This window comes from Paraburkholderia sp. BR14320 (assembly GCF_040948665.1).
Classification (GTDB): Bacteria; Pseudomonadota; Gammaproteobacteria; order Burkholderiales; family Burkholderiaceae; genus Paraburkholderia; species Paraburkholderia youngii.
The window spans coordinates 25,801-49,727 of the sequence record NZ_JBFPKG010000003.1; the positions used below are offsets into that span (position 1 = coordinate 25,801).

20 protein-coding genes are annotated in these 23,927 nt (G+C 64.2%); 1 reads left to right on the top strand and 19 read right to left on the bottom strand.

Annotated features, from left to right (window positions below):
- Positions 1–13 precede the first annotated feature (13 nt).
- The 18 genes from AB3X89_RS04280 to AB3X89_RS04365 form a co-directional block, all read right to left on the bottom strand.
- On the bottom strand, positions 14–1,030 hold the full coding sequence (locus AB3X89_RS04280) for a hypothetical protein (protein ID WP_368581990.1): 1,017 nt from the start codon (positions 1,028–1,030) through the stop codon (positions 14–16).
- Positions 1,031–1,049: 19 nt separating this feature from the next.
- Positions 1,050–1,307: an RNA-binding protein gene (locus AB3X89_RS04285; protein WP_176107432.1), complete on the bottom strand. Its 258-nt coding sequence runs from the start codon at positions 1,305–1,307 to the stop codon at positions 1,050–1,052.
- Positions 1,308–1,327: 20 nt separating this feature from the next.
- A complete protein-coding gene (gene fabI / locus AB3X89_RS04290) occupies positions 1,328–2,110 on the bottom strand; it encodes an enoyl-ACP reductase FabI (RefSeq protein ID WP_368581991.1) in 783 nt (260 codons plus the stop codon).
- Positions 2,111–2,122: 12 nt separating this feature from the next.
- Positions 2,123–3,298 carry an acetate/propionate family kinase gene (locus AB3X89_RS04295; protein WP_368581992.1) on the bottom strand — a complete coding sequence of 392 codons (1,176 nt, stop codon included), beginning with the start codon at positions 3,296–3,298 and terminating at the stop codon, positions 2,123–2,125.
- Between the two features lie 4 nt (positions 3,299–3,302).
- The gene (locus AB3X89_RS04300; protein ID WP_368581993.1) at positions 3,303–4,238 is read right to left on the bottom strand and encodes a phosphate acetyltransferase; all 936 of its coding nucleotides are present in this window, start codon (positions 4,236–4,238) and stop codon (positions 3,303–3,305) included.
- Between the two features lie 118 nt (positions 4,239–4,356).
- Positions 4,357–6,693: a DUF3141 domain-containing protein gene (locus tag AB3X89_RS04305; protein ID WP_368581994.1), complete on the bottom strand. Its 2,337-nt coding sequence runs from the start codon at positions 6,691–6,693 to the stop codon at positions 4,357–4,359.
- Positions 6,694–6,871: 178 nt separating this feature from the next.
- Entirely contained in the window at positions 6,872–7,495 is a 624-nt protein-coding gene (locus AB3X89_RS04310) for a membrane integrity-associated transporter subunit PqiC (protein WP_368581995.1), read from the bottom strand.
- Entirely contained in the window at positions 7,492–9,111 is a 1,620-nt protein-coding gene (locus AB3X89_RS04315) for an intermembrane transport protein PqiB (RefSeq protein WP_368581996.1), read from the bottom strand. The genes AB3X89_RS04310 and AB3X89_RS04315 overlap by 4 nt, the downstream gene beginning before the upstream one ends.
- Positions 9,095–10,375 (bottom strand): paraquat-inducible protein A, encoded by a 1,281-nt coding sequence (locus AB3X89_RS04320; RefSeq protein ID WP_368581997.1) that lies wholly within the window; start codon positions 10,373–10,375, stop codon positions 9,095–9,097. Before AB3X89_RS04320 ends, AB3X89_RS04315 begins: the two co-directional genes overlap by 17 nt.
- On the bottom strand, positions 10,372–11,886 hold the full coding sequence (locus AB3X89_RS04325) for an efflux transporter outer membrane subunit (protein WP_368581998.1): 1,515 nt from the start codon (positions 11,884–11,886) through the stop codon (positions 10,372–10,374). The genes AB3X89_RS04320 and AB3X89_RS04325 overlap by 4 nt, the downstream gene beginning before the upstream one ends.
- 1 nt (position 11,887) lies before the next feature.
- Positions 11,888–15,121, bottom strand: coding sequence for an efflux RND transporter permease subunit (locus tag AB3X89_RS04330; RefSeq protein ID WP_368581999.1), 3,234 nt, complete (start codon positions 15,119–15,121; stop codon positions 11,888–11,890).
- 12 nt (positions 15,122–15,133) lie between these two features.
- Positions 15,134–16,384 (bottom strand): efflux RND transporter periplasmic adaptor subunit, encoded by a 1,251-nt coding sequence (locus AB3X89_RS04335; RefSeq protein WP_368582001.1) that lies wholly within the window; start codon positions 16,382–16,384, stop codon positions 15,134–15,136.
- Positions 16,385–16,400: 16 nt separating this feature from the next.
- Positions 16,401–16,793, bottom strand: coding sequence for a hypothetical protein (locus AB3X89_RS04340; protein ID WP_368582002.1), 393 nt, complete (start codon positions 16,791–16,793; stop codon positions 16,401–16,403).
- 155 nt (positions 16,794–16,948) lie between these two features.
- The gene (locus AB3X89_RS04345; protein ID WP_018437393.1) at positions 16,949–17,338 is read right to left on the bottom strand and encodes a response regulator transcription factor; all 390 of its coding nucleotides are present in this window, start codon (positions 17,336–17,338) and stop codon (positions 16,949–16,951) included.
- Between the two features lie 150 nt (positions 17,339–17,488).
- The gene (locus AB3X89_RS04350; protein WP_176120520.1) at positions 17,489–18,112 is read right to left on the bottom strand and encodes a response regulator transcription factor; all 624 of its coding nucleotides are present in this window, start codon (positions 18,110–18,112) and stop codon (positions 17,489–17,491) included.
- A gap of 5 nt (positions 18,113–18,117) precedes the next feature.
- Complete coding sequence (locus AB3X89_RS04355) at positions 18,118–19,566, bottom strand: ATP-binding protein (RefSeq protein ID WP_368582003.1); 1,449 nt, start codon at positions 19,564–19,566, stop codon at positions 18,118–18,120.
- Between the two features lie 836 nt (positions 19,567–20,402).
- The gene (locus AB3X89_RS04360; protein WP_368582218.1) at positions 20,403–20,948 is read right to left on the bottom strand and encodes a YSC84-related protein; all 546 of its coding nucleotides are present in this window, start codon (positions 20,946–20,948) and stop codon (positions 20,403–20,405) included.
- Between the two features lie 340 nt (positions 20,949–21,288).
- A complete protein-coding gene (locus tag AB3X89_RS04365) occupies positions 21,289–21,969 on the bottom strand; it encodes a hypothetical protein (RefSeq protein WP_368582004.1) in 681 nt (226 codons plus the stop codon).
- Between the two features lie 233 nt (positions 21,970–22,202).
- On the opposite strand from AB3X89_RS04365, the gene ppk2 reads away from it, so the two are divergent.
- A complete protein-coding gene (gene ppk2, locus AB3X89_RS04370; protein ID WP_368582005.1) occupies positions 22,203–23,018 on the top strand; it encodes a polyphosphate kinase 2 in 816 nt (271 codons plus the stop codon).
- A 28-nt stretch (positions 23,019–23,046) separates the two neighbouring features.
- Here ppk2 and AB3X89_RS04375 read toward each other — a convergent pair whose 3' ends face one another.
- Positions 23,047–23,799 carry an SDR family NAD(P)-dependent oxidoreductase gene (locus AB3X89_RS04375; protein WP_368582006.1) on the bottom strand — a complete coding sequence of 251 codons (753 nt, stop codon included), beginning with the start codon at positions 23,797–23,799 and terminating at the stop codon, positions 23,047–23,049.
- Positions 23,800–23,927: the final 128 nt, after the last annotated feature.

Consider the following 23,927-nt stretch of genomic DNA (forward strand, 5'->3'; position numbering starts at 1 on the left):
GGCATCGCTCGCGTCAGATCAGGCGGTGCGCTTGCGCGAGGTCGCTGAGGGGCGGCGAAAAATCAGCGCGTCGGAAACGCACCGTCGAGAACACCCGCATCGCATTGGGGCTTGCTGGTAGATGCGCAAGGCGAAACTCGATTTCGTGCGCGGGCCGCGTATCGCCGTCTTCCACGACGACGTTCATCCGGTCGAGCCGGTATTTGCTCTTGCGCACGTAGAAATGCGCATCCGGCGCCCGCAGTACGCCGCACATCACGTCGAGATGCCGCTCCAGCGCCTCGGTCTTCAGGCCCAACTCAGCCAGCGCCTGATCGTTCTCTTCGATCTGTGCCTGCAGCTTCGCCACCTCCGCGTAGTTCGACGACGCGTCGCTGCCCAGCAACGAGCGCACGCCCGCCCCTTGCCGTTCGAGAATCGTCAGACGCGTTTTCAGCAGCGCCTTTTCGCGTTGCAATTCGTCCTGCCGCGAGGTCTCGGCCTCGATCTTGGCGAGGCCCTCGAGCACGAGCTGATCGACGATCCGCAACACGATTTCACGCCGCAACGCGGCTTCGGACTCGCCGCATACGCGCACCTGGTGATCGCTGAAGTTGAGGGTCGTCTGCGCGAGGTCGGTCTGAGTCGTCTCGCCTTGCTGGCCGACGCCGAAAACGCGCCGCTCGTCGAAGGCCATGCCGAGCACCGCGAATACCGGATCCGCAACGGGATGGTCGTTGAAGAACTGATTCAGCTCGTGGGAGCGGTTGAAGACCGGGCAGACGTCGTCGGGTGTGGCGAAAAAGGCGTGGATGTACGGGTCGGTCGCCCACGCCGCCGCGCTCGCTTCGCGCGCGGGCGGCACCTCATCGGCGAGCCGGTCCAGATAGGCGAGCGTGTGTTGCGCGGCGGGACGCAGGCGCGACGCATAGTTGCGCGCGAGCCGCAACGACGGACAGAGCCCGACGATCCGCTCGACGATTTCGTTCGCCTGCTGATCGTCGCTCTCCTGGGCAGCGCTGCGCTTCGTCAGCCACGACAACAGACCCATCTCCGGCTCCCGTCGCCCGTTACGACTCGTCGCGCTCCGGCAGCAACTGCGCGACGATCGTGTGGTTCTTCCAGAACAGGTTATGCACGCGGCTTTGCAATATGCGCAGCCCGTCCGTGGGCACGTCGTCGAAGACGACCACCGCACCCGGACGCGAACCCGTGCCGGGCACCCGCTGGATCGAGCTGAAGCGCGGGAATCCGTAGCGAATCAGGAACTCGCCGATCTCTTCGTCGGAGACGCTTTCCTCGACGTTTCCAAGAAACAGTTCAGCCATGATGCTTACTCCTCCAGACCCTAAGCAACGATGTTCAATCCGCCGTCGATATACAAGGTGGAACCGGACACGCGCCGCGCATACGGCGTGGCCAGAAACGCACAGGTATAGCCGACGTCCATGATGTCGACCAGTTCGCCGAGCGGCGCGCGCTGCACCGCTTCGTTGAGCAGCAGCTCGAAATCCTTCAGGCCCGAAGCGGCGCGAGTCTGCAGCGGTCCGGGAGAAATCGCGTGCACGCGGATACCTCTCGGTCCGAGCTCGAACGCCAGATAGCGCGCGCAGGCTTCGAGCGCCGCTTTGACCGGGCCCATCAGGTTGTAGTTCGGCACCACCTTGTTCGCGCCGTAGTAGCTCATCGTCAGCATGGTGCCGCCGTCTTTCATCAGCGGCGCGGCGAGGCGCGCCATCCGCACGAACGAATGGCAGGAGATGTCGATCGCACTCAGGAAGCCCTCGCGCGACGATTGCAGCAAGCCGCCCTGCAGATCCGCTTTGGGCGCCCATGCAACGGCGTGAACGAGAATGTCGAGCTCCCCCCATGTTTTCTCGATCCGCTCGAATACGGCCTCCATTTCGTTCTCGCCCGTTACGTCGAGCGGCATGAAGATCTCGGCATCGAGCGCTTTGGCGATCGGTTCCACATAAGGGCGCGCCTTGTCGTTCGCATAGGTGAGCGCGACGCTCGCGCCGAGGTCGCGAAACGCCTTCGCGCATCCATAGGCAATCGAATGCTCGTTGGCGACGCCGGTCACGAGGGCCTTCGCTCCTTCGAGAATCAAACGCGGTTGCTCGACAGACATGGTGAAACTCCTCTATGGGGCGATCGCGCGCGTATGACGGGCAATCATCAGTTCCTCGTTGGTGGGCACGACCCACACCGCCAGCTTGCTCGAAGGTGTAGTGATCAGCGACCCGTTCGCCCGATTCGCCGCGTCGTCGAGTTCGGCGCCGAGCCACGCGGCGTCGCGCACGATGCGCTCGCGAATCTCGACCGCGTGCTCGCCGATGCCGGCCGTCAGCACCAGCGCGTCGATACCTTGCATCGCCGCGGCGAGACTGCCGAGTTCGCGCGCGATGCGGTAGGTGTAGACGTCGATCGCAAAGCGCGCGCGCGGGTCGTCGCTGTCGAGCAGCACGCGCATGTCGCCCCCGATGCCCGACAGGCCGAGCAGCCCCGATCCCTTGTAAAGCAGGTCCGCGATCGCCTGCGAATCCATTTTCAGCTCGTCGAGCAGATAGAGAATCACGCCGGGGTCGAGGCTGCCGCACCGCGTGCCCATCGGCAGGCCTTCCACCGCCGTGAAGCCCATCGTGCTGGCCACGCTCTTGCCCGCGACCATCCCGCACATGCTCGCGCCGTTGCCCAGATGCGCGACCACGGTGCGCCCCGCCGCCGCGTCCGGTGCGATCTCCGGCAGCACGCTCGCGATGTATTCGTACGAAAGCCCGTGAAAGCCGTAGCGCCGCACGCCGTGGTCGGTAATCGACGGGGGCAGCGCATAGGCCTGCGCGGTCTCGGTCTGCGTGCGATGAAACGTGGTGTCGAAGCACGCGACCTGTGGAAGGTCGGGACGCAGTTGCGCAAGGATGCGGATCGGCGCGAGGTTATGCGGCTGATGCAGCGGCGCGAGCGGGCTCAGGCTGTCCAGCTGGTCGATGACCTCGGGGGTCACGAGGACGGGGCCGGAAAAGCGCTGTCCGCCATGCACGACACGATGCCCGACCGCCTTCAGTTGATTGCCGCTGCCGTGCTCGCGCAAGAAGCCGCCCAGATATTCGATCGCGCCCTGATGGCCGAGGCGATGGCCGTCGCCCCAATCGTGCGAGCTGACATTGCCGTCGCGATCGGTCGCGCGAAAACGCGGGTTCGTGTAAAGCGCTTCGATCTGGCCGCGCAGAATCAGCTCGAGTTGCGCATGTTGCGCGTCGAAGGCCCGGAACTTGAGGCTCGACGAGCCTGCGTTCAATACGAGGATCACATCCGACATGGCATCACCCGACCACCTTGGCGGCCTCGCGCCTTGCCTTCGCCACAAGTGCGGCGACCGCGCACGACGCGAGACGCGTCGACAGCGAATCCGCGCGGCTCGTCAGAATGATCGGCACGCGCGCGCCTAGCACGATGCCCGCCGCGTCAGCGCCGGCCAAAAACGACAGGCTTTTCGCCAGCATGTTGCCCGCTTCGAGGTCCGGCACCACCAGTACATTGGCGCGTCCCGCCACCCGCGATTCAATGTTCTTGATGCGCATGGCTTCGAGGCTGATCGCGTTGTCGAGTGCAAGCGGACCGTCGACGAGACCGCCGGTGATCTGCCCGCGGTCCACCATCTTGCACAGCGCCGCCGCTTCCACTGTCGATGGAATCTTTGGATTGACGCTCTCGGTCGCGGACAGGATCGCGACGCGGACTTCTTCAAATTTCAGCGCGTGGCCGAGATCGATCGCGTTCTGCAGGATGTCGACCTTCTCTTCGAGCGTCGGCGCGATGTTGATCGCGGCGTCGGTGATGATCAGCGCGTTCTCGTACGCGGGCACGTCCATCACGAAGCAATGGCTGATGCGCCGCTCGGTGCGCAGGCCGGTGTCACGGCGAATCACCTCGGCCATCAGCTCGTCCGTGTGCAGGCTGCCCTTCATCATGGCCTCGGCCTTGCCTTCGCGCACCAGTTGCACGGCTGCGGCGGCAGCGGCATGGCTATGCGGTGCATCGACGATCGTGAAGTCCGAGATGTCGATGCCGTGCTCGGCGGCGATCGCTTCGATACGGACGCGCGGCCCGACCAGAACCGGCTCGATCAGGCCCATGCTCGCCGCTTCGACCGCGCCCTGCAGCGAACTCTGGTCGCACGGGTGCGCGACCGCTGTCGGCATCGCCGGCAGCGTCTGGCAGAACTCGATCAGGCGCTGATACTTCGCGTGCTTTTCCATCGGCTTATTCCTCGTGTGTACAACGCGTTAGATTCGCGACGCGCGATGCGCCCGGCTTACGGGCACCGTGCTTACCGTTGCGTCACGCTTGCGTCCGGCTGCGCATCGCGCCGCTCGCTCACATGCGCGTGGGGTCAGGCAAACGGGCGTCGCGCTTGCGGTTCACCCGCGAACCCAGCACCGCGCGGATGCGTTCGAACGCGTCCTTTTGCGCGGCGTCGGGCGAGGCGTTCAGCACGCGCTCGTCACTCGCCAGCTTGTCGAGCAGTTGCAGAAAGCGCTCGCGGTCCTCGCTATGGGAAAGCAGCTTCGGCAGCGTCGCAATCGCCTTGTCCGGTTCGAGGCTGACGATGATTTCCTGCTCGCCCCGGATGCGCCGCCAGTGATCGCTGCTGATGTCCGGCAGATACTCCGCGTAGCTTTCGGCGATCTCCTTGCGCAGCTCGTAGCGCGCGAGCGGCAACGACTCGCCCCTTCGCGACAACAGGAAGGCCGCGCGCGCGAGCGCCTCCGTGTAGCCGCCGTCGCCGATCGCCTCCAACGCGGTGCGCACGAACGGCAGCTCGCGCGGATCGATCGCGCCGGCCTGCGCGGGCGCGCCATCGGCGGCCGGCTTGCTCAGGTACGTCGCATACAGATTCGCATACACGCTGAAGAAGCCGGCCTCGGTCGCCGCGTCGCGCATCGCGCGGTAATAGTCGAGCGACGCGCTGATCATTTGCGAGCCGTTGCGTTCGAGCTTGCTCCATGGGTTATCCGCGCCGGTCCGCTGACGATTCTCACGCACCGACTGCGCCGCCGCCGGCAGCCAGCCGAGCCACGGGTTCATCGCGGAAACGGCCCAGCGCTGCCAGCGCAGCGGATGGAACTGGCGCAGCATGCGGGCGCTCGTTTCGTTCGACATCGCCTGCACGAACGGCTGCGCGAACAGTTCGTACATGCGCTGATTCACATCGGACACCGCGGCGACCGCTTCGAACGGCTTTTCGTCGATGCGGCCGAAGCGGTTGTACCGCGCGGCAATCTCTTCGAGCCGCCGCTCATGAAATTCCACTTCGTACTCGATCTCTCCGGCCGCATTGCGGGTCTCGTTGATGGTCATGCCGTAGAGTCCCGGCGGAAACGTTTCGATGGTCTCTAGCACGGAGACGATCTGCTTGTGCTCTTTCTTCGCGACTTTGCCGGACACGAAAATGCCCAGATGCCCGATATTCTGGTGCGTCAGACCGACGATCACCTGGCCGCGCGCCTTGATCTCCTCGGTGCTGCCGTACAGGTCCGCGACCCAGTTGAACGCCTGTTGAGGCGGCGTGATGTTGTCGCCCATCGACGCGAACAGGACGATCGGCGAGCGGATTTCACGCAGATCGAACGCCTGGCCGCTGCTGTTCGTCACACCGCCCGACCACAGCTTGTTGCCGACGAACAGGTTGCGCGTGATCCATTCGATCTCCTCGCGATTCATCAGGTAGTAGCTGCCCCACCAGCGCTCGAATTCCAGAAAGCGCGGCGGTTCGGTATCGACGTTCGAATACAGGTGGTAGTACTTGTCCCAGAACGTGTTGGCCGGGTTCAGGTTCTCGAAGTTCTGCACCAGATACGCGCCGTCGAACTTGCCGTTGCCGAGATCCGCCGCGTACGACGCGAGCCAGGCGCCGCCCAGCATGCCGCCCGAGTAGCGCATCGGGTTGTCGCCCTCGCCTTCGCTCCAGGCCGCGCTCCAGTACGACATCGGCGCACCGTTGATGACGATCGGGCCGGTCTCCTCGGGGTCGGAGCTGGCGAGCATCATCGCCGCCCAGCCGCCCTGGCAATTGCCGATGATCGCGGGCTTCGGACTGTCCGGATGCAGCGCGCGCACCTTGCGCACGAAGCGCTGCTCGGCGTTGCACACGTCGAGCAGAGTTTGACCGGGTTCGGGGTCGCGAAAGAACACCACGAAGTAGACGGGATAGCCCGCGCGCAGCGCGATGCCCGCCTGCGAATCGTCCTTGAAGCCGCCGATGCCGGGGCCGTGCCCCGCGCGCGGATCGATGATCAGATACGGGCGCTTGCGCACGTCGACGCCCACGCCTTCGAGCGGACGAAGTTGCAGCAGCGCATAGTTGACCGGCCGCTCGAACGTGCGCCCGTCGAGCAGCATGTCGTACTCGAAATGCAGCACCGGCGTCGGACCGCTGACGCTGCGTTCGACGAATTCGTTGCCGCGCCGGTACAGCGTGTCCCAGAACAGCAGCGAACGCTGCGCGGCATCCACCGTGTATTGCCATGCGCTGAGCGGATCGAATGGCGCGGGCATCGCGCTTGCAGTCGGCGCGCCATCGTGATCGAGGCCCAGCGTTTCGGTGACCCGTTGGTTCAGATGCTGCTGGGCGATTTGCGTGCGCTTTTGCAGCACGCGGGTGATTTTCGAGGCAATGTCCTGGCTTTGTGACAACAGCGTTTCAGCGTCCATCGGAAGACTCCTGAAAGGTGCGCGTCACGATCGCTGCGGACGCACGCGCCGTGCATCGATTGAATCGTGGAGTTGGCCCTGACCGGTGGCAATCGGACCAAGGTCTTATTATGCGCGCGACCCGACGCGGCACCCGGGGTCGGGCGCCGTACGCGTCGATGTGACGCGGCGCGACGCGTCATTGAACGGGGTTCGCCTGCACTGCGGCGGCGATATCGCGGCTCACCGAGGCGAGCGCGCGATCATGAGCGGCGATGATCGGCTCGAAGCCGGGACCGGACACGCTCTCACGAGCGACCGAGCGGCCGGTGACCGCGCGGACCTTGCCGGGCGGGCGCACGGCCCACAGCACGTCGACGGTGACGTCGCGCCCCGGCACGGACTCGAAGCGCATCACGTCGATCCGCACGCGCCAGACGACGGACGGATCGCGTACCGCATCGAACACCGAAATCTGCTGCGAGTTCAGCAGTGCGCCGAGGTCGGCCGCGATCACCCGGCCGATGTCGCCACCGAGCGGCTGCGCCCAGCGGTCGAATTCGTTGACCTCGACCTCGTTGTTGCCGATCCGCGTGACGATCTGCGGCCGGTCCACGATCTCGGGAATCGTGACCGGTCCGACCACGGCCGCGATCGGCCGGCCCGCGCCGGTGCTGCTCAGCGATTCGTCGGGGCTCAGCGTGTAGAAGTTCGTCGCCGGCGACTTGCAGGCGCCGAGCAGAGCAGCGGCGAGCGCGAGCATCACGCAGGTCGTGAGGCGGGCCGAAAAGCGGGGCAATGAGCGGACGGTCGCATCTGTCATGGCTTCTTGTCCTCCGACTTGCCGCGCACGAGCGATTCCGGATGCTGCGCCAGATAGTCGGCCAAGGTGCGTAGCGACGCCGCGGTGCGGGTCAGTTCACGCATCGCGTCCTCCGTCGACTGCTGCAGCGACGAGTCCGGCTGCAGCGCGGCATTCGCCGAATCGAGCGTGGATTGCGCCGACAGCAGCGTGTCGAACGCTTTCGGCACGACCTGGGTGTGGAGCTGCCCAAGCATCGCGTTGGTGGTGCGCAGCGTCGAGCGCGCGTCTTTGCCGATATCCTCGAACGGTATGTTGTTGATCTTGGTCAGCAGTCGCGAGACCGAGTCTTGCAGCGATTGCAGCGTGCGCGGAGTCGCGGGCATTTCGGGCGGCGTCTTGCTCCAGTCGATCGACGCCTTCGGCGCGTCGGGGAAAAAATCCACCGCGAGATAGAGCTGGCCCGTCAGCGGATTGCCGCTTCTCAACTGGAAGCGCAAGCCGCGCTCGACGAGGAAGTTCGCAAGCGCGCGCGGGTTCTCGACTAGCCGTCCGCCGTCGCCGTCGCCGTCGTTCTGATAGCGCGACGTGAACCGCTCCGGATAGAGATTGATCTCGACCGGAATGCTGAACTGGCGCGTCTTAGGATCAAAGCGCGTGTAGATCGCCGTCACTTCGCCGATCACGACGCCGCGGAAATCAACGGGCGCGCCGACCGTCAGACCGCGTACCGAATCGGTGAAATTCACCACGTACTTGTCGACGATGCGATCGTGCTTCTCCATCGCGTCGGCGCGCCTGGGGTACAGCTCGAACCGCGTGCCGCTATCGGCGCTCGTCTCTACCTGCGATCCTGGCGGCGATTCGAACGCGATCCCGCCGATGATGATCGAGACGATCGACTGCGTTTCGAGGCGCAAGCCATTGCTGTCGAACGACATGTCGACACCGCTCGCGTGCCAGAAACGCGTGTCGGTTCTCACGAACCGGTCGTAGGGCGCGTTGACGAACACCTTCACCGTGACGCCACGGCCGTCCGGGTCCAGGTGGAACGACGAGACCTGGCCCACCTGGATTCTGCGGAAAAACACCGGCGTGCCCACGTCGAGCGAGCCGAGCCCGACTCCGTGCAACGTGTACTCGCGCCCCGGCACGTCGCTCGCGATCGCGGGCGGTTCCTCCAGGCCGACGAAACTGCGGCGCGCTTTCGGCGAATTGCCGACGTCGACGTCGATATACGAGCCCGACAGCAGCGTGCCGAGCCCCGACACCGTGCCGCCCGAAATGCGCGGACGCACGACCCAGAAGCGCGTGTTGTCGACGAGCAGGTCCGACACGTCACGCGTCACCTCGGCCTTGGCCACCACGCGCTTGTGGTCCGGCGTCAGCGATACCGCTTCGACCACGCCGATGTCGACGTCCTTGAACTTGAGTTTCGTCTTGCCTGCTTCGAGACCGTCGCCGGTCTTGAAGCTGATGCTGATCTGCTCGCCGCGCTCCATCACCGCCTTCACCGCGAGCCAACCGCCGATCAGGATCGCGACGATCGGCACGAGCCAGACCAGCTGCATCCGCCAGCGCGAGCGCGGCACCGGCTCAGCGTCGGGCAGCTCGGGCTCTTCAGTCGGAGTGGACACGTTCGGTCTCCATGGCGTCCCACATCAGGCGCGGATCGAACGCCATCGCGGCGAGCAGGGTAAGCACGACGACCGCGCCGAACGCGATCGCCGCGGGCCCGGCCTTGATCGTCGCCAGCGCCTGGAACTGCACCAGCGCGACCAGCATCGTGATCACGTAGATGTCGAGCATCGACCAGCGCCCGATCAGCTCGATCAGCCGATAGATCCGCGTGCGCTGCCCGGGCAGCCATTGCCAACGAAGCTGCGTCGACAACGCGAGATAGCCGATGCCGAGAATCTTCAGCATCGGCACGGCGATGCTCGCGATGAATACGAGCACCGCGAGCGGCCACGAGCCCGATACCCACAGGTAGACCACGCCGCTCAGGATCGTGTCTTTCTGCGAGCCGAACAGCGAACTCGTGTCCATCACGGGCAGCACGTTGGCCGGAATGTAGAGCACCATCGCGGCCAGCAGATACGCCCACGTGCGTGACAGGCTCGCGGGCTTGCGCAGGTGCAACGGCGCCTTGCAGCGCGGACAGACATGCTTGCCGGCACCGCCGGGCTGCTTGAGCAGCAGGCCGCATTCTTCGCACAGCACGAGCCCGTAGGCAGCCGCCGTGATGGCGTTGCGGCGCACGCGGATCGGCGGCAATTGCCATGCTTGCGCGCCGCGCGCCGCCGTGATGCGCGCCCACACCTCGCGAGGATCGAACGTCGCGGCCGCGGCCGCGAGCAGCAGCATCAGCGCGATGAAAGACCACAGCGCGGTGCCCGGCACCACCTTGGCGATATGCGCGAGCTTGACCAGCGCGACCAGCAGACCGAGGATCAGCACCTCGGTCATGCCCCACGGCCGCGCGAGCTGAAACAGGCGAAAGAACTCGACCGGGCGCCACGGCGCGCGCCCGAAGTGCAGCGGCACCAGCAGCCACAGCATCGCCGCGGTTTGCAGCACCGGCGTGACGATCGTCGTGAGGCCGACCAGCAACGCGAGCGGCCACGCGCCATGGGTGTACAGCATGCGCACCGACCCCGCGAGCGTCGTCTGTACGATATTGCCGTTCAGCGACAGACCGACGATCGGAAACGCGTTCGAGATCACCAGCAGCACCGCCGACGCGCACGAGAATGCGAGCGCATACTCGGGCCCGTTCGAGCGTCCGCGCCTGAGCTCCGCGCGGCAACGCTGGCAGCGCAACGCATTGCCGGCGGCGGGCGGCGCGCCGAGCTGAAGCAGGTCGCACTCTTCGCACGCGATCAGCTCGTTGCCCGTCATCTCGCCTCCACTGCACCCGACGTTCCACCCGGCACGGTCGAGTTCTGCGAGACCGGCGCCATCGCCGGCGACGCTTGCGGCGCCGCCGGCGGTGCAGTCAGTTTTTCCGCCTCGGCCACCCAGCCGCCGCCCGTCGCCTTGTAGAGCGTGACGTACGAGGTCAGCACCGCGCCTTGAGTCTGCGCATAGCTCAGTTGCGCGTTGAACAGGCTGCGCTCCGCATCGAGCACTTCGATATAGCTCGTATAGCCGCCTTCGTAACGCTGCCGCGCGAGGCGCGCATACGTGACCAGCGCTTCGACCTGGAGGTTTTGCGCATCGAGTGCCTGATGTGTCTTCTGCACGGAGATCAGCGAGTCCTCGACCTCCTGGAACGCCACCTGAATCGCCTTTTCATACGAGTACAGCGCTTCCTGCTGGCGCGCTTCGGCCTGATGCACCTGGCCGGTGATATTGCCCGCCGTGAAGATCGGCTGCGTGACGCTGCCCGCAAACGACCACACGCGCGCCGGTCCGGTGAACAGATTCGAGAACTGCGCGCTGACCGAACCGAACAGCCCGGTCAGCGAAATCGACGGGAAGTACAGCGCGCGCGCCGCGCCGATCAGCGCGTTTTGCGCGACCAGCGTCTGCTCGGCCTCCAGCAGATCCGGACGGCGTTCGAGCAGTTCGGACGGCAGCCCCTCGGGAATCGGCGGCGTGCCCATCTGCGACAGCTCACGGCCGCGCAGAATCGCGCCGGGATTCCTGCCGATCAGCACCGACAACGCGTCTTCCTGCTGGCCGATCTGCGCTTCGAGCTGCGGCACCGTGACCTGCGCGGCTTGATACTCCGACTGGCTTTGCGCGAGTTCCATCTGCGAGACCTCGCCGTAGCGGAAACGCGCCTCGAACACGCGCACCGATTCCGCGCGGCTTTGCACGGTCTCCTTCGCGATCTCGAGCTGCCGGTCCAGACTGCGCAGATTGATATAGGCCGACGCGACCGAGCTGACCAGCGTCAGAATCGTCGCGCGGCGGCCCTCTTCGCTGGCGAGCAGATTCGCGCGCGCCGCCTCGGTTTCGCGGCGCACCTTGCCGAACAGATCGAGTTCCCAGGACACCGCCAAGGTCGCGTCGAACTGGTTGTAGACGGGGCTCACGCCCTTCGGCACCGTTACGGCTTCGACCTGCGAGACGCGTTGGCGCGACGCGTCGGCGCCTGCCGAGACTTGCGGGAACAGCCCGGAACGCGTGGTCACGAACATCCCGCGAAACTCGTCGACCCGAGCGGCCGCGACCTTCACGTCGCGGTTGTCCTGCAGCGCGGTGGCGATCAGCTGATTGAGCACCGGGTCCTGAAACTGCTCCCACCATACGGCGTTGGCGATGCCCGCGGCCTCGCCCTGGGCGAACCGATAGGTGGCCGGCACGTCGACCGCCGGGCGTTGGTAATTGGGGCCTAGCAGGCATCCGCTCAGCGCGAGCAGCATGACGGATGCGAGCAGACGCGTCGGTGCCGTGCCGCGCATGTCATTCACCTTCCCGCGGCGCGGACGGCGCCTCGCTCGACGCACCGGGCCCGGCCACCGCCGAGGGCTCCCGTCCCGCGCCGCCACTGTGCTGCGCGTCCGGCTTCGACTTTTTGCCTCCCTTCGAGCGCGACGACATCGATTCGAGCAGGTAATAGAACATCGGAATGAAGAACACCGCGATCGCCGTCGCGCCCAGCATCCCGCCGATCACACCCGTGCCGATCGAATGGCGGCTGTTGGCCGATGCGCCGGTCGCGATCGCGAGCGGCACGCAGCCGAGAATGAACGCGAGCGAAGTCATCACGATCGGGCGCAGCCGTTCTTCCGCCGCGGTCATCGTCGCGTCGAGGACCGATGCGCCGCCCTCGCGGTTGAGCACCGCGAATTCGAAGATCAGGATCGCGTTTTTCGCGGCGAGCGCGACCAGCATCGTCAGGCCGATCTGGAAGTAGACGTCGTTGGACAGCCCGCGCAGCATGATCGCGAGCAGCGCGCCAAACAGCGCGAACGGCACCGCCATCAGCACGCCGAACGGCAGCGTCCATTTCTCGTACTGCGCGGCGAGGATCAGGAACACCATCACGAGACCGAACACGAACACGAGCCCGGAGGTGCCGCCCGACTGCCGCTCTTCGAACGCTTCGCCGCTCCACGCGACGTCGTAACCGTCGGGCATCTGCGCGGCGAGCTCTTCGAGCGTGGAGATCACCTGCCCGGAGCTATAGCCCGGCGCGGCATTCGCGGTGACCTTGACGGCCGGGAAGTTATTGAAGCGGGTGACGAGGTCGGGGCCCGTCACATAGCGGTAGGTCGCCAACGCCTTGATCGGCACCATCGTACCGTTGGTGCTGCGCACGAAGATCTGATCGAGATCGGTCGGCTTCAGGCGATACGACGGCTCCGCCTGCAGGATCACCTGCCACAGCCGGGCCGAGCGGTTGAACTGCGACACGTACAGCGAGCCGAACATCGTCTGCATCGCGCTATAGACGTCTTCCACCGGCACGCCGAGCGTCTCCGACTTGTCGCGATCGACGTTGACCATCAGTTGTTGCGACGACGCATTGAACGTCGAGGTCACGCGAGTCAGTTCCTTGCGCGCCCGCGCTCTCTGCAAAAACTGGTCAACCACGCCCGCGAGCTGTGAGATGTTCCCGTCACCCTTGCTCTGGATCCACACCTCCGTGCCGCCCGTCGTGCCGAGCCCAGGAATCGACGGCGGATTGACCGGCAGCACGATCCCCTCCTGCACGTTCGAGAAGTACTTATACGCGTCGAGCAGAAGCGCGCGCGCATTCTGCGTCCTGATGTTGTCCCGCGTGTAGCGTTCGTCGAAGCTCTTCAGACCGACGAAGAATGTGCCGGCATTGTTCTTGTTCTGACTGTCGAGCAGGCTGAACCCATCGATCGTGGTGATGCTGCCGACCCCCTCCCGCTCCTTGAAGTAGTCGGTGATGCGTTGCGATACCTGGCCGGTGCGGTCGAGGCTCGCGGCATCCGGCATGATGACCGCGCCGAGCAGATAGCCCTGGTCCTCGGGCGGCAGGAACGCGGACGGAATCGAGCGCACCATCAGCACCGAGAGCGCGATCAACGCCACGAAGAACACGAGCCCCATGATGCAGCGCTTGATGACAACTTTGACCGCGCGCGTATAGCCCGCCGTCATGCGGGCGAACTGATTGTCGAACCAGCGGAAAAAGCCCTTCTTCTCGTGGTGCGCGCTCTTCAGCAGCAATGCGGCGAGCGCCGGCGACAAGGTCAGCGCGACGATGCCGGACAGCACCACCGAAATCGCGATCGTGATCGCGAACTGCTTGTACAACTGCCCGGTGATGCCACCGAGAAACGCAACGGGCACGAACACCGCGCACAGCACCAGCACGATCGCCACCACCGGCCCGGCGACTTCGTCCATGGCCATTTTCGAGGCTTCTTTCGGCGACAGCTTGTGCACCGTCATGTTGCGCTCGACGTTCTCGATCACCACGATCGCATCGTCGACGACGATACCGATCGCGAGCACCATGCCGAACAGGGTCAGCATGTTGATCGAAAAGCCGACCAGCAGCATGAACATGCAGGTGCCGACGATCGACACAGGCACCGCGACGATCGGAATCAGCGTGGCACGCAGGCTTTGCAGGAACACGAACACAACGATCACGACGAGCACCAGCGCTTCGAAGAACGTGTGGATCACGTCCGAGATCGACGCCCGCGTGAACTCGGTCGTGTCCATCGCGATCTCGTAGGTCATGCCTTCCGGAAACGACTTTTTCAGCTCCGCGAGCGTCTTGCGCACCTGCTTCGACACTTCGAGCGCATTGGCGCCCGGCTGCTGATACACGGCCAGCACCGTGGCCGGCTTGCCCTGGAAGCGGCTGCGAATCGAGTAGTCCTTCTGGCCCAGCTCGGCGCGGCCGATGTCCTTCAGGCGCACGATCGCCGCGCCGCCGCTCGCCGCGCGCACGATGATGTTGTCGAACTGCGACGGCTCCGCGAGGCGCCCCGTGGTCGTGACCGCGAACGACTGCTGCACCGCGGAGCCCGTTGGCGACTGTCCGATGCTGCCGACCGCGAACTGCTGGTTCTGGTTCGAGACGACCTTCTGCACGTCGGCGGCCGTCACGCCCAGCTGCGCCATTCGGTCTGGCTTCAACCATATTCGCATCGCGTAGTCTGGATTACCGAATATGGACGACTGGTTCGCGCCGGGAATCCGCTTGATCGCGTCGAGTACGTAGATGTTCGTGAAGTTCGCGATATAGGTCGCGTCGTAGCGGTCGGTGGGCGAATAGACCGCGATCACCATCATGAACGCCGACGACTTCTTCTGGACCTGAACGCCCTGCGACTGCACCGAGCTCGGCAGTTGAGGCAGCGCGAGATTCACGCGGTTCTGCACGTCGACCTGGGCCAGTTCGGGATTCGTGCCGATGTTGAAGAACACGTTGAGCGTAAAACTGCCGGTCGACGAACTGGACGAGTTCATGTAGATCATGTTGTCCGCGCCGTTGACCTGCTGCTCGATCGGCGCGGCGACGTTGTTCGCGACGACCTCGGCGCTCGCGCCCGGGTAAGTCGCGGACACGGTGATCTGCGGCGGCGTGACATCCGGGTATTGCGCGACCGGCAGCGCGAACATCGCAATCGCGCCGCCGAGCGTGATGACGATCGAGATGACCGACGCGAAAATCGGCCGGTCGATGCAGTAGCGCGAGATATTCATGTGGGCGCCCCGTCACTCGGCGGCGGGCGCCGCTGCCGCGCCGCTCTGCGATGCAGCCGTCGCCACCGCCGCCGAGTCCTTGGCCGCTGGCAGCTCCTTGACGATCTTCAGCTGCGAATCCGCGGTGACGCGCAGCGCGCCATCCACGACGATGCGCTCGCCCGCCTTCAGTCCATCGGACACGAACCAGTTGTCGCCCTGCCACTCGCCGACTTCGACGACCCGCTGATGCGCCTTCGCATCGTTACCCACGACCCACACGAAGTGACTCTTCGCGCCCTGCAACACCGCGCGCTGCGGCACCAGCGTCGCGTTGGGCCGGATCGCACCGCCGACGCGGGCCTTCACGAACTGCCCCGGACGCAAGTTGTTTTTCGGGTTGGCGAAGGTCGCGCGCACGAGGAAGGTTCCCGTTTCGGTGTTGAACGCCGGGTTCGCGAAGTCGATCTGGCCTTGCTCGGCATAGAGCGTGCCATCGGCAAGAATCAGATGCACGGAGAAATCGTTGTTCGGCGGAAAGCGCAGCCGTCCGGCCGCGATTTCGTCGCGGTACTTCAGCATCTCGTTCTCGGAGATGCTGAAGTTCACCCACATCGGGTCGAGCTGGTACACGTAGGTCAGCAAGCTGCTGTTGCCGGTTGCCGTCACGTAGCTGCCATCCTGCTGACGCGCGAAGCTCGACAGCCCGTTCAGCGGAGACTTGATCGTCGTGTAGCCGAGGTTCAGCTGCGCGGTATCGACTTCGCCCTGCGCGGCGAACACCGCCGCGGCGCTTTGCTTCTCGTTGCCGACAGCGTCGTCGAGATCCTTCTTGCTCAACGCGTTCTGCGCCGCCAATGGCTGCACGCGCGCGAGATTGGCCTTGGCGACTTCGAGACGCGCCTGCTGCTGGGCGAGCTGCCCTTTCGCGGTCTGCAGCGCGGCCTCGAACGGCTTGCGGTCCATCTGGAACAGCGTCTGTCCCGTCTTGACCAACGTGCCTTCGGTGTACATGCGCTTGTCGAGGAAGCCGTCCACCCGCGAGCGGATCTCGACTTCGCGCGAACTCTGGGTCTGCGCGGTGAATTCGAAGTCGACCGGCGTGTCCTGCTGGACGACCGTCATCACCGTCACTTCCGGCAAGGCTGCGACCGGCGGTGGCGCTTCCTTCTTGCACGACGCGAGCAGCGTGAGCAGCATCAGTGCCGCGACGACGGCGAGCAACGGGAGAGGGCCGCGAGAATCCGGCCGCGGCGAGGCCAAACACACGGGTACGGTTTTCATCGCGCACTCCGCCTGATTACAAAGGCGTGCAGTTGCCGAACAGCACGAAGGCATCGTTTCTGTTCGCGATCATCAGCGTCATCTCGCCGTCCGTCGAATCGACGGCCAGCGTCCAGCCGAAGCCCATCTCATTGCCAAGCATCACGATCTGATCCGCCTCTTTGGTGACCGAGACCATCGGCGTCGTGTGCGCGGGGCCGACGACCGCGCGTTTGTCGAAGTCGAGCGTCAGGAATTTCGGCAGACCGAGATCCGCGGGTAGCGCGCGCGTGCAGGCGATCCCCGGATCGCAGGCGTGCGCGTCGATCGTCGCGCACATCAGCCGCTTGCTGCCGTCGAAGTCCGCCGCGCCCACCTGCATCGCAGCGGTACCGAGAAGAATCGCGAGACAAACCGAAATTGATTTCATCACTTGCGCTCCCGCTTTTATCGTTGAACGCTGCCGCGTTACGCGCGGCGCAGCCGGCGTTCGGTTCGACGCTTGGACTGAGTTCAGTTTGGTGGTCCGAAGAAACGGCGGCAATCGGACCTTGGTCTCATATCTTCCGGTGCGAAGGCGCGCGTTCAGGGTGTCGGCGGCGGACCGCCGATGGCCACCTCGACGGCCTTGAACAGAATCGCGCTGGTGAAAGGCTTGCGCAGATATGCGGCCGCGCCGGCCGCGAGCGCGGCCTGGCGGACGGAGAGATCTTCATAGGCGGTAATCATGATCACCGGCACGCCCATTTGCGCGAGCTGACGCTGGACTTCCAGACCGTTGGTTCCCGGCATCTGGACGTCCAGAATCACGCAGGCAGGCCGATACGACGGAATTGCCGCAAGCGCATTCAAGAACTCGTCACCGCTGCAAAACGTCTCCGCCCTGATACCTTCGGAATGCAGCAAACGCTTGATAGCTCGGCACACCGACTCGTCATCGTCGACCACCGCAACGAATTGGTTAGGGTTGACCATATGACAGCGCGAACGCGCGGCCGCTCCGGAAAGGGGACCTCTGATGCCTTAGCGTACTGGTTGAAACCCCGATGAGATATAAGACTTTGGTCCACTAGCGGTGTCGGCCAGCGCCGCCGAAAGTGGCGGCGCAACGCGGGAGCTGGGCGATTATTCTTCGTCGGCCGTACAAAGGCCGCCCTTTCGCACCAGATGAACGAGTTCGACGATCGATCGGGCCTTCATCTTCTCCATCACGCGGGCCCGATGAATCTTGATCGTTTTTTCGGCCGCGCCCAGATCGCTCGCAACCTGCTTGTTCAGACGGCCGGTCACGACGAGCTCCATCACTTCGCGCTCGCGCCGGGTCAGATGCCGCATTCGCTCTTCTATTTCCTCGCGTTCGTGACGCCGCCTGCTTTCCACACATGCGCGCGCGAGCGCGCGATCCACCGCGGCGAGCAACAGTGAGTCGCGCACCGGTTTGGGCAGAAAGTCGACGGCTCCGCCTTTCATCGCGTCGACGCTCGAGCCGATGTCGCCGTGGCCGGTCAGAAAGACGATCGGCAGCAGCTGATCGAGCTTGCGCTGCACTTCGAGTCCCGTCATGCCCGGCATCTGCAGATCGAGAACGAGGCAGGCCGGCATGCTCGTCAAATCGGCCCGTTCGAGAAAGGCCTCGGGACTGTCGAAGCATTCGACCTGGTAGCCGGAGGCGCGCAGCAAGCGGGCGAGCGCGCTGCGCACGCTGCCGTCGTCGTCGACGATGAAGACGCGAGTGTTGGTCTGGTTCATGATGATCAGGGCACGAGTCTCTGTCGGATATCGGTCGCGACGGGAAGCGTGACGTGAAACGATGCCCCTTTGCCCTCGTTGTTTTCCGCCCACAGCCGGCCGCGGTGCGCCGTGACGATCGTGCGGCTGATCGACAGACCGAGCCCGAGCCCCTGCGGTTTGGTGGTGAAAAATGGCCGGAAAATCCTTTCCATGCTGTCGACGTCGAGGCCCTGGCCCCGATCTTTTACCGTTATCCGTATCATCCCGCCCGCTTCCTCGCGCACCGTCGTTTCGACGAGGCGGTCCGCGGCAGGGCAAGCCTTGACCGCGTCGAACGCATTCAGCAGCAGGTTCAGGATCACCTGCTGAAGCTGAACCTTGTCGCCGCAAATCAGCGCCAGATTCTCCGGGATGTCGAAGCTCGTCTGCACGCCGCGTGTCAACGCATCGCTATGCACGAGAATCGCGGTGTCGCGCACGACATTGCCGGCGTCCAGCAACTGCAACTCGACATCGCCTTTGCGCACCAACGCGCGGATCTTCTGCAGCACGTCGTTCGCGCGGCAATTGTCGGCCACGATGTCTTCGAGCGCTTCGCGCAGCTCCACGACGTTGGTGGTCTCCGAATCCAGGAATTTGCGTGCGGCCTGCGCGTTGAAGAGGATCGCGGTAAGCGGCTGCTTCAACTCGTGCGCGAGCGATCCGGCGAGTTCGCCCAATGAAGAAACGCGCGCGAGGTGCGCGAGATCTCTCGTATTTCCATCGACTTCGCCGCACGCACTGCAATCCGATATCGCGGTGATCCGCAATTCCTGATCGTGCACGCGGCATCGGGTGGTTTCCGCTTCCGCATGAAAGCCGCCGCCATCACGCCGCCGTGCGATCAGACTCTGCGTGGTCGTGGCGCCGAGTTGCATCTTCGCGCCACGATTGCCCGGACCCGACCGATCGTCGTTAAACCCGTCGATCGGAAACAGCCTGGCGCTCGGCGCGCCGATCAGCTCTTCCGTCGTGTAGCCGAACAGTTGCGCCGCCCGCGCATTCGCGAAGATGATCTGGTCCCGCTGATCGATCGTGACGATCGGGATCGGCAACATTTCGAGCGTCTCGGACAGCGGCACTCTCGCGTTGAGCATGCGCCGCGTGCCGCTATCGCCTGCGCCTCGCAACCACCAAGAGCAAGCGGCGACATAGCGCCGCCATGCCGGCAACCCGTACGGCGGCGCGTGGGTATCGTGGGTACTCTGCCGGCTCGACACGCCGGTGATACCGCGAGCGCGCTGAAACCGGTGATGCCTGGGTGAAGACTGTCTGGAACGGTCTTGCCCGAATAGTGGGGGACCGTCGTTGCGCGCATTGTCGATCTGCGACGGGCTGCTTTGGCCCATGTGGCGCGGTTGCGCGTACAGCGCCGTGAGGATTCCCGCTACCCCGATCGCCAGGTGTCTGCCATGCACGATCAGATTAATCATTGGCACCTCCGGGTCCAGTGCGAACGGATTCCGTACAACTGCGACGTCTTTATCGTTGGGCTTCGAACCACATAATTGACTTCACAATCGTTACTTCGCACGTCTGGTGGCTGGATGTCAGTATAGGCCATCCAGAATCAGTTACCGATAGGTGACCGTAATTTATGCCGCTTACTCGGGAAACTACTCAATCCTTTTCTGCGTTGTCCGCCAGCAACCGGCAAATAGCGACGGAATTTGTTAGGCAGTTAATTATTGCTCGGCGAGGCAGTCGCAGTGTCGCCTGTTCGCACGCGCGCAAAAGTTAGCAATCCAGGAACATCGCCTGGTTTGGCGCCGCAATGCTCGCTCTGCGCGATAGCGCTTTCAAATGGAAACTTCGACGGTAAAGTTCTCATGCATTACGAATCACCGAGCCAGCGAGTTTGCCCATCTTCAATTTAATTAATTTCCCGGAGATATGTTTTTGACGCAGGTCAACCTTTTATCGCCGCTATTCCTGCTGCGAATCATTCTCTTTTACCAACCGCGAAATAAATCTATGCCAGGCAGATGACTAAACGCAGCGCGGCGAGAAGCCGGATTTCGATTTCGTCTCTTCTACCGGTATTGAATAAACAGGATCGTCAGTGCCGATCAGACGCAGCGTCGCCGCGAGGCGAGAGCGCTTCTGGCCCGCAGCGTTTGGTGAGAACAACGGGAGGGATGATAGCGAGACCAGCGAGGTGGCTCCGCCAAAAGCCATGCTCGGCGCGTCGCCATGCCAAGGCATGCGACGCGCCGCCGGGTGACAGCGTCATGACGATCGATCGAATGCCGCTGCTTGCCGCGTCCGGTTACAAATTCAGCCGCGTAACCTTGGTGCCAGCCACCGACACGTCGGCCATCAAACCCGTATTGGTCAAGACCATCGCCACGACCTCGGCGGTCGCCGACGAGGTATCGATTGCGCCGTTCGCCCCGACTTTCAGCAGTGAAACCGACGCATCGGCGCCCGCAGACCAGCCCTTCGAGTTGCGGAATTTGTCGAGCGAAGCCTGCGTCATGAACAGGAAGAACACGGCGGTCGACTGCGCGCCAGCCTGCAATCCGAACGAAGCCGCGGCGGTACTGAAATAGCCGACCGTCGCTCCGCCGACGCGCAATGCGCCTTCACCGTACTCGCCACCGACGATGAACGCCGCCTTCTTCACCGAAGGAAACACCAGCACGCCCTGCGCCTTCGATACGAGCTCGTGCGAGCCTTGCACCGTATCGAACAATTTCGACAGCGCACCGTTCACGGCCGCGTCGATCTCCTGCCGTTTGGCGGCGTCGGTAGTGGCACTTTCGCCACTGCCTCCGGTCGTCGTGCAACCCGCCAAAGCCAGACTCGCGGCCATGGATGTCAGCGCGAGCGTGTGCACAAAGTTCCGTCTGTTCACTTTCGACTCCGTTCTGGTTACGATCCGAGTCGCCAGTCGTGATGTCTGGAAGCCTCGATCTTTTTTCTCTGCCGTGATGCGGCATAGCCGCCCAAGGAACCATCAATGCCACCGCCGCGCGTCGATCTTCCGGCCGCACGTAGCGAGCATTGGAAGCGTCGCTCTCAAGTAACCGGAGCGACGACTACAACGCTTGCAGATACATGATGTCACGCTGAAACCGCTGCGGAATCGGACCTTGGTCTTACAGGTAGCGCAATGTGGATGCTGAGCGAAACGCGAAGCCAGAGCTCACCGATCATCCGCCGAGCGCGATGATCGCCATCGTCAGCAGCACGCCGACCGCCGCCATCGCAAGGCCGGCGTGCCAGCCGCGAAATCCGGCGTAATGGCCGAGCGCCACGCCGCTGCCGAATAACATCACGATGGTCAATACGCGGGAGACGATCAGCGCCGTCGGCACGTGCGTGAACAGCACGAAGGGCAACGCGACCGGGAACGTCGCGGCAACCACTAGCACGAAGATAGCCGCGGCGCCGATGAAATCGTCGCGCACGAATACTGCGCGCTGCGGCAAATCCGGACGCGCGGCAACACGCCTGCGGATCGACTCGAGCTCCGTGTCACCGATCAACGGCTTGAGCCATGACGACATCGCGTCGCGAAGCGCCCGAACTCCCGCGGCCGCATCCGGCTCGCTTCGCACGGAATGCGCAACCGTCATACGTCTGCCGCGAGACACCAACGTACGCACGAGGTACATCACAGCGTCCGCGAGACCCCACGCAAGATTGCAGCCGAGCGCGGTGTAGAACATCTTGTGCCCCGCGTCCGCACTCGCGCCGACGGCCGAGACGGTGCCGACGAACGTCAGCGCCATGAAGAGGCCGAAACATAACTCGCACACTCGATCGACGACATCGAGGACCGGCTCTCTATCGCCGACGTTTTCCCGTTCCGTGTGACCGGCGGCATCCATGAGGCCTCCCGTGGCGATGGCGTCGAACTATCCCGCGCGCTTTGCCGGCATATCGACGAGGTACCGCGAGGACAGTCGGATCGGGCACGCGCGAACAAACGCCCAGAGCATACAGCGCACTCTGTACCGACGATATTGGACCAAGGTCGTATGGCCCTGCTGCGCGCCGCGCTCTACCTTGGGAATGGATCATTGCGCAGTACCCTGGAACAGTCCGCGCTGGGGAGAAAAGAATGGCCAAAACGAAATCGGAAAACGGGCAGCCTGTGCAAGACAGGTCGCTGTCGTACAAGGAGTATCGCAAGGCGTTGTTCGACCTGCATGTCGAGCTCGTCAAGCTACAGGAATGGGTCGTGCAAACGGGAGCGAAGATCTGCATCGTCTTCGAGGGTCGTGACGGCGCGGGTAAAGGCGGCACGATCAAAGCGATGACCGAGCGCGTCAGTCCGCGCGTGTTCCGCGTGGTCGCGCTTCCGGCGCCGAGTGAACGCGAAAAAAGCCAGATGTATATGCAGCGCTACGTGCCGCACTTGCCGGCCGCGGGCGAGGTCGTCATCTTCGACCGTAGCTGGTACAACCGCGCGGGCGTGGAGCGCGTGATGGGCTTTTGCTCCGAGGATGACGTGCAGGGCTTCTTCAAGGCGGTGCCGCTCGTCGAGCGGGCGATCGTTCATTCCGGGATCATCCTGCTCAAATACTGGCTGGAGGTCAGCCCCGAGGAACAGACCCGCCGGCTCGAAGCACGCATCAACGACGGCCGCAAGCTCTGGAAACTGACCGACATGGACCTGAAATCCTATAGCCGCTGGTATGACTACTCGCGCGCCCGCGATGAGATGCTCGCGGCGTCGGACACCGACTTCGCCTCGTGGTACCTGGCGAACTCGAACGACAAGCGGCGCGCGCGGCTGAACATCATCAGCGACATGCTGCAGAGGATTCCGTATAAGCAGCCTGCCCGCAAGAAGGTCACGCTGCCGAAACGGCAAAAGCCGGACGGCTATAAGGAACCAGACTATCCGTTTAAATACGTGGCCGAGCGGTATTGATCAGGCGGATGTTGCTCGCCTCACCTCGCTAGAACGACTCGTTGAACGGGCGCAGGTCGATTTCCTGCGACCACGCGCTGCGTCCCTGCCGATGCAGGTGCCAGTATGCTTCGGCGATGTCGTCGGGGTTCAGCAGGCCGTCCGGGCCGCGTTCGGCCACGTATTGCGGCGCGGACGTGCGCAGACGTTCGCCGTCGATGCCGCCATCCACCACCACGTGCGCCACGTGAATATTGCGCGGCCCGAACTCGCGCGCGAGGCTCTGCGTGAGCGAGCGCAAGCCGGCTTTGGCCGAGGCGAATGCGGCGAACGGCGGCCGCCCGCGCAGCGACGCGGTGGCGCCCGTGAACAGCAGCGAGCCTTGTCCCGCTGCGAGTAACGCCGGCAACGACGCCCGCGCGAACAGAAAACCACCAAGGGTGATTACACGCCATGCCGCCTCGAACTGCTCGGCGCTCAGTTCGAGCGTCGGTCCACGCGTTGCGCCGGCAGCGTTGAAAATCGCGACTTCCAGCGTGCCGTGGCCGGCGAGCTGACGCGCAATGGCGGCGAGTTCGCTTTCGCTCGTCACGTCGCCGGGCAACGCATCGGCTTGCCCTCCGGCACGCCGGATTTCGTCGACGATCGTATCGAGCCGATCGCGCGAGCGGCCCGTCACCGCGACGCGCAGACCCTCGCGAGCAAAACGGCGCGCGAGCGCGGCCCCTAGCCCGGCGCTCGCGCCCACTCCGGCAATCCACGCGACACGCGCGTTCGCCGTGTTTCCGACAGCCTCAGTCATCGCACTCTCCTTTTCGTGGCAGCCGCGGCACGACATGTGTGACGGCGCCAGGTACATGATTGAATGACGTCATCAGCTTAGGCGAACTTTGCGAGGTCGGCCGGCGAATCGAATCGTCAGAGTTCTCG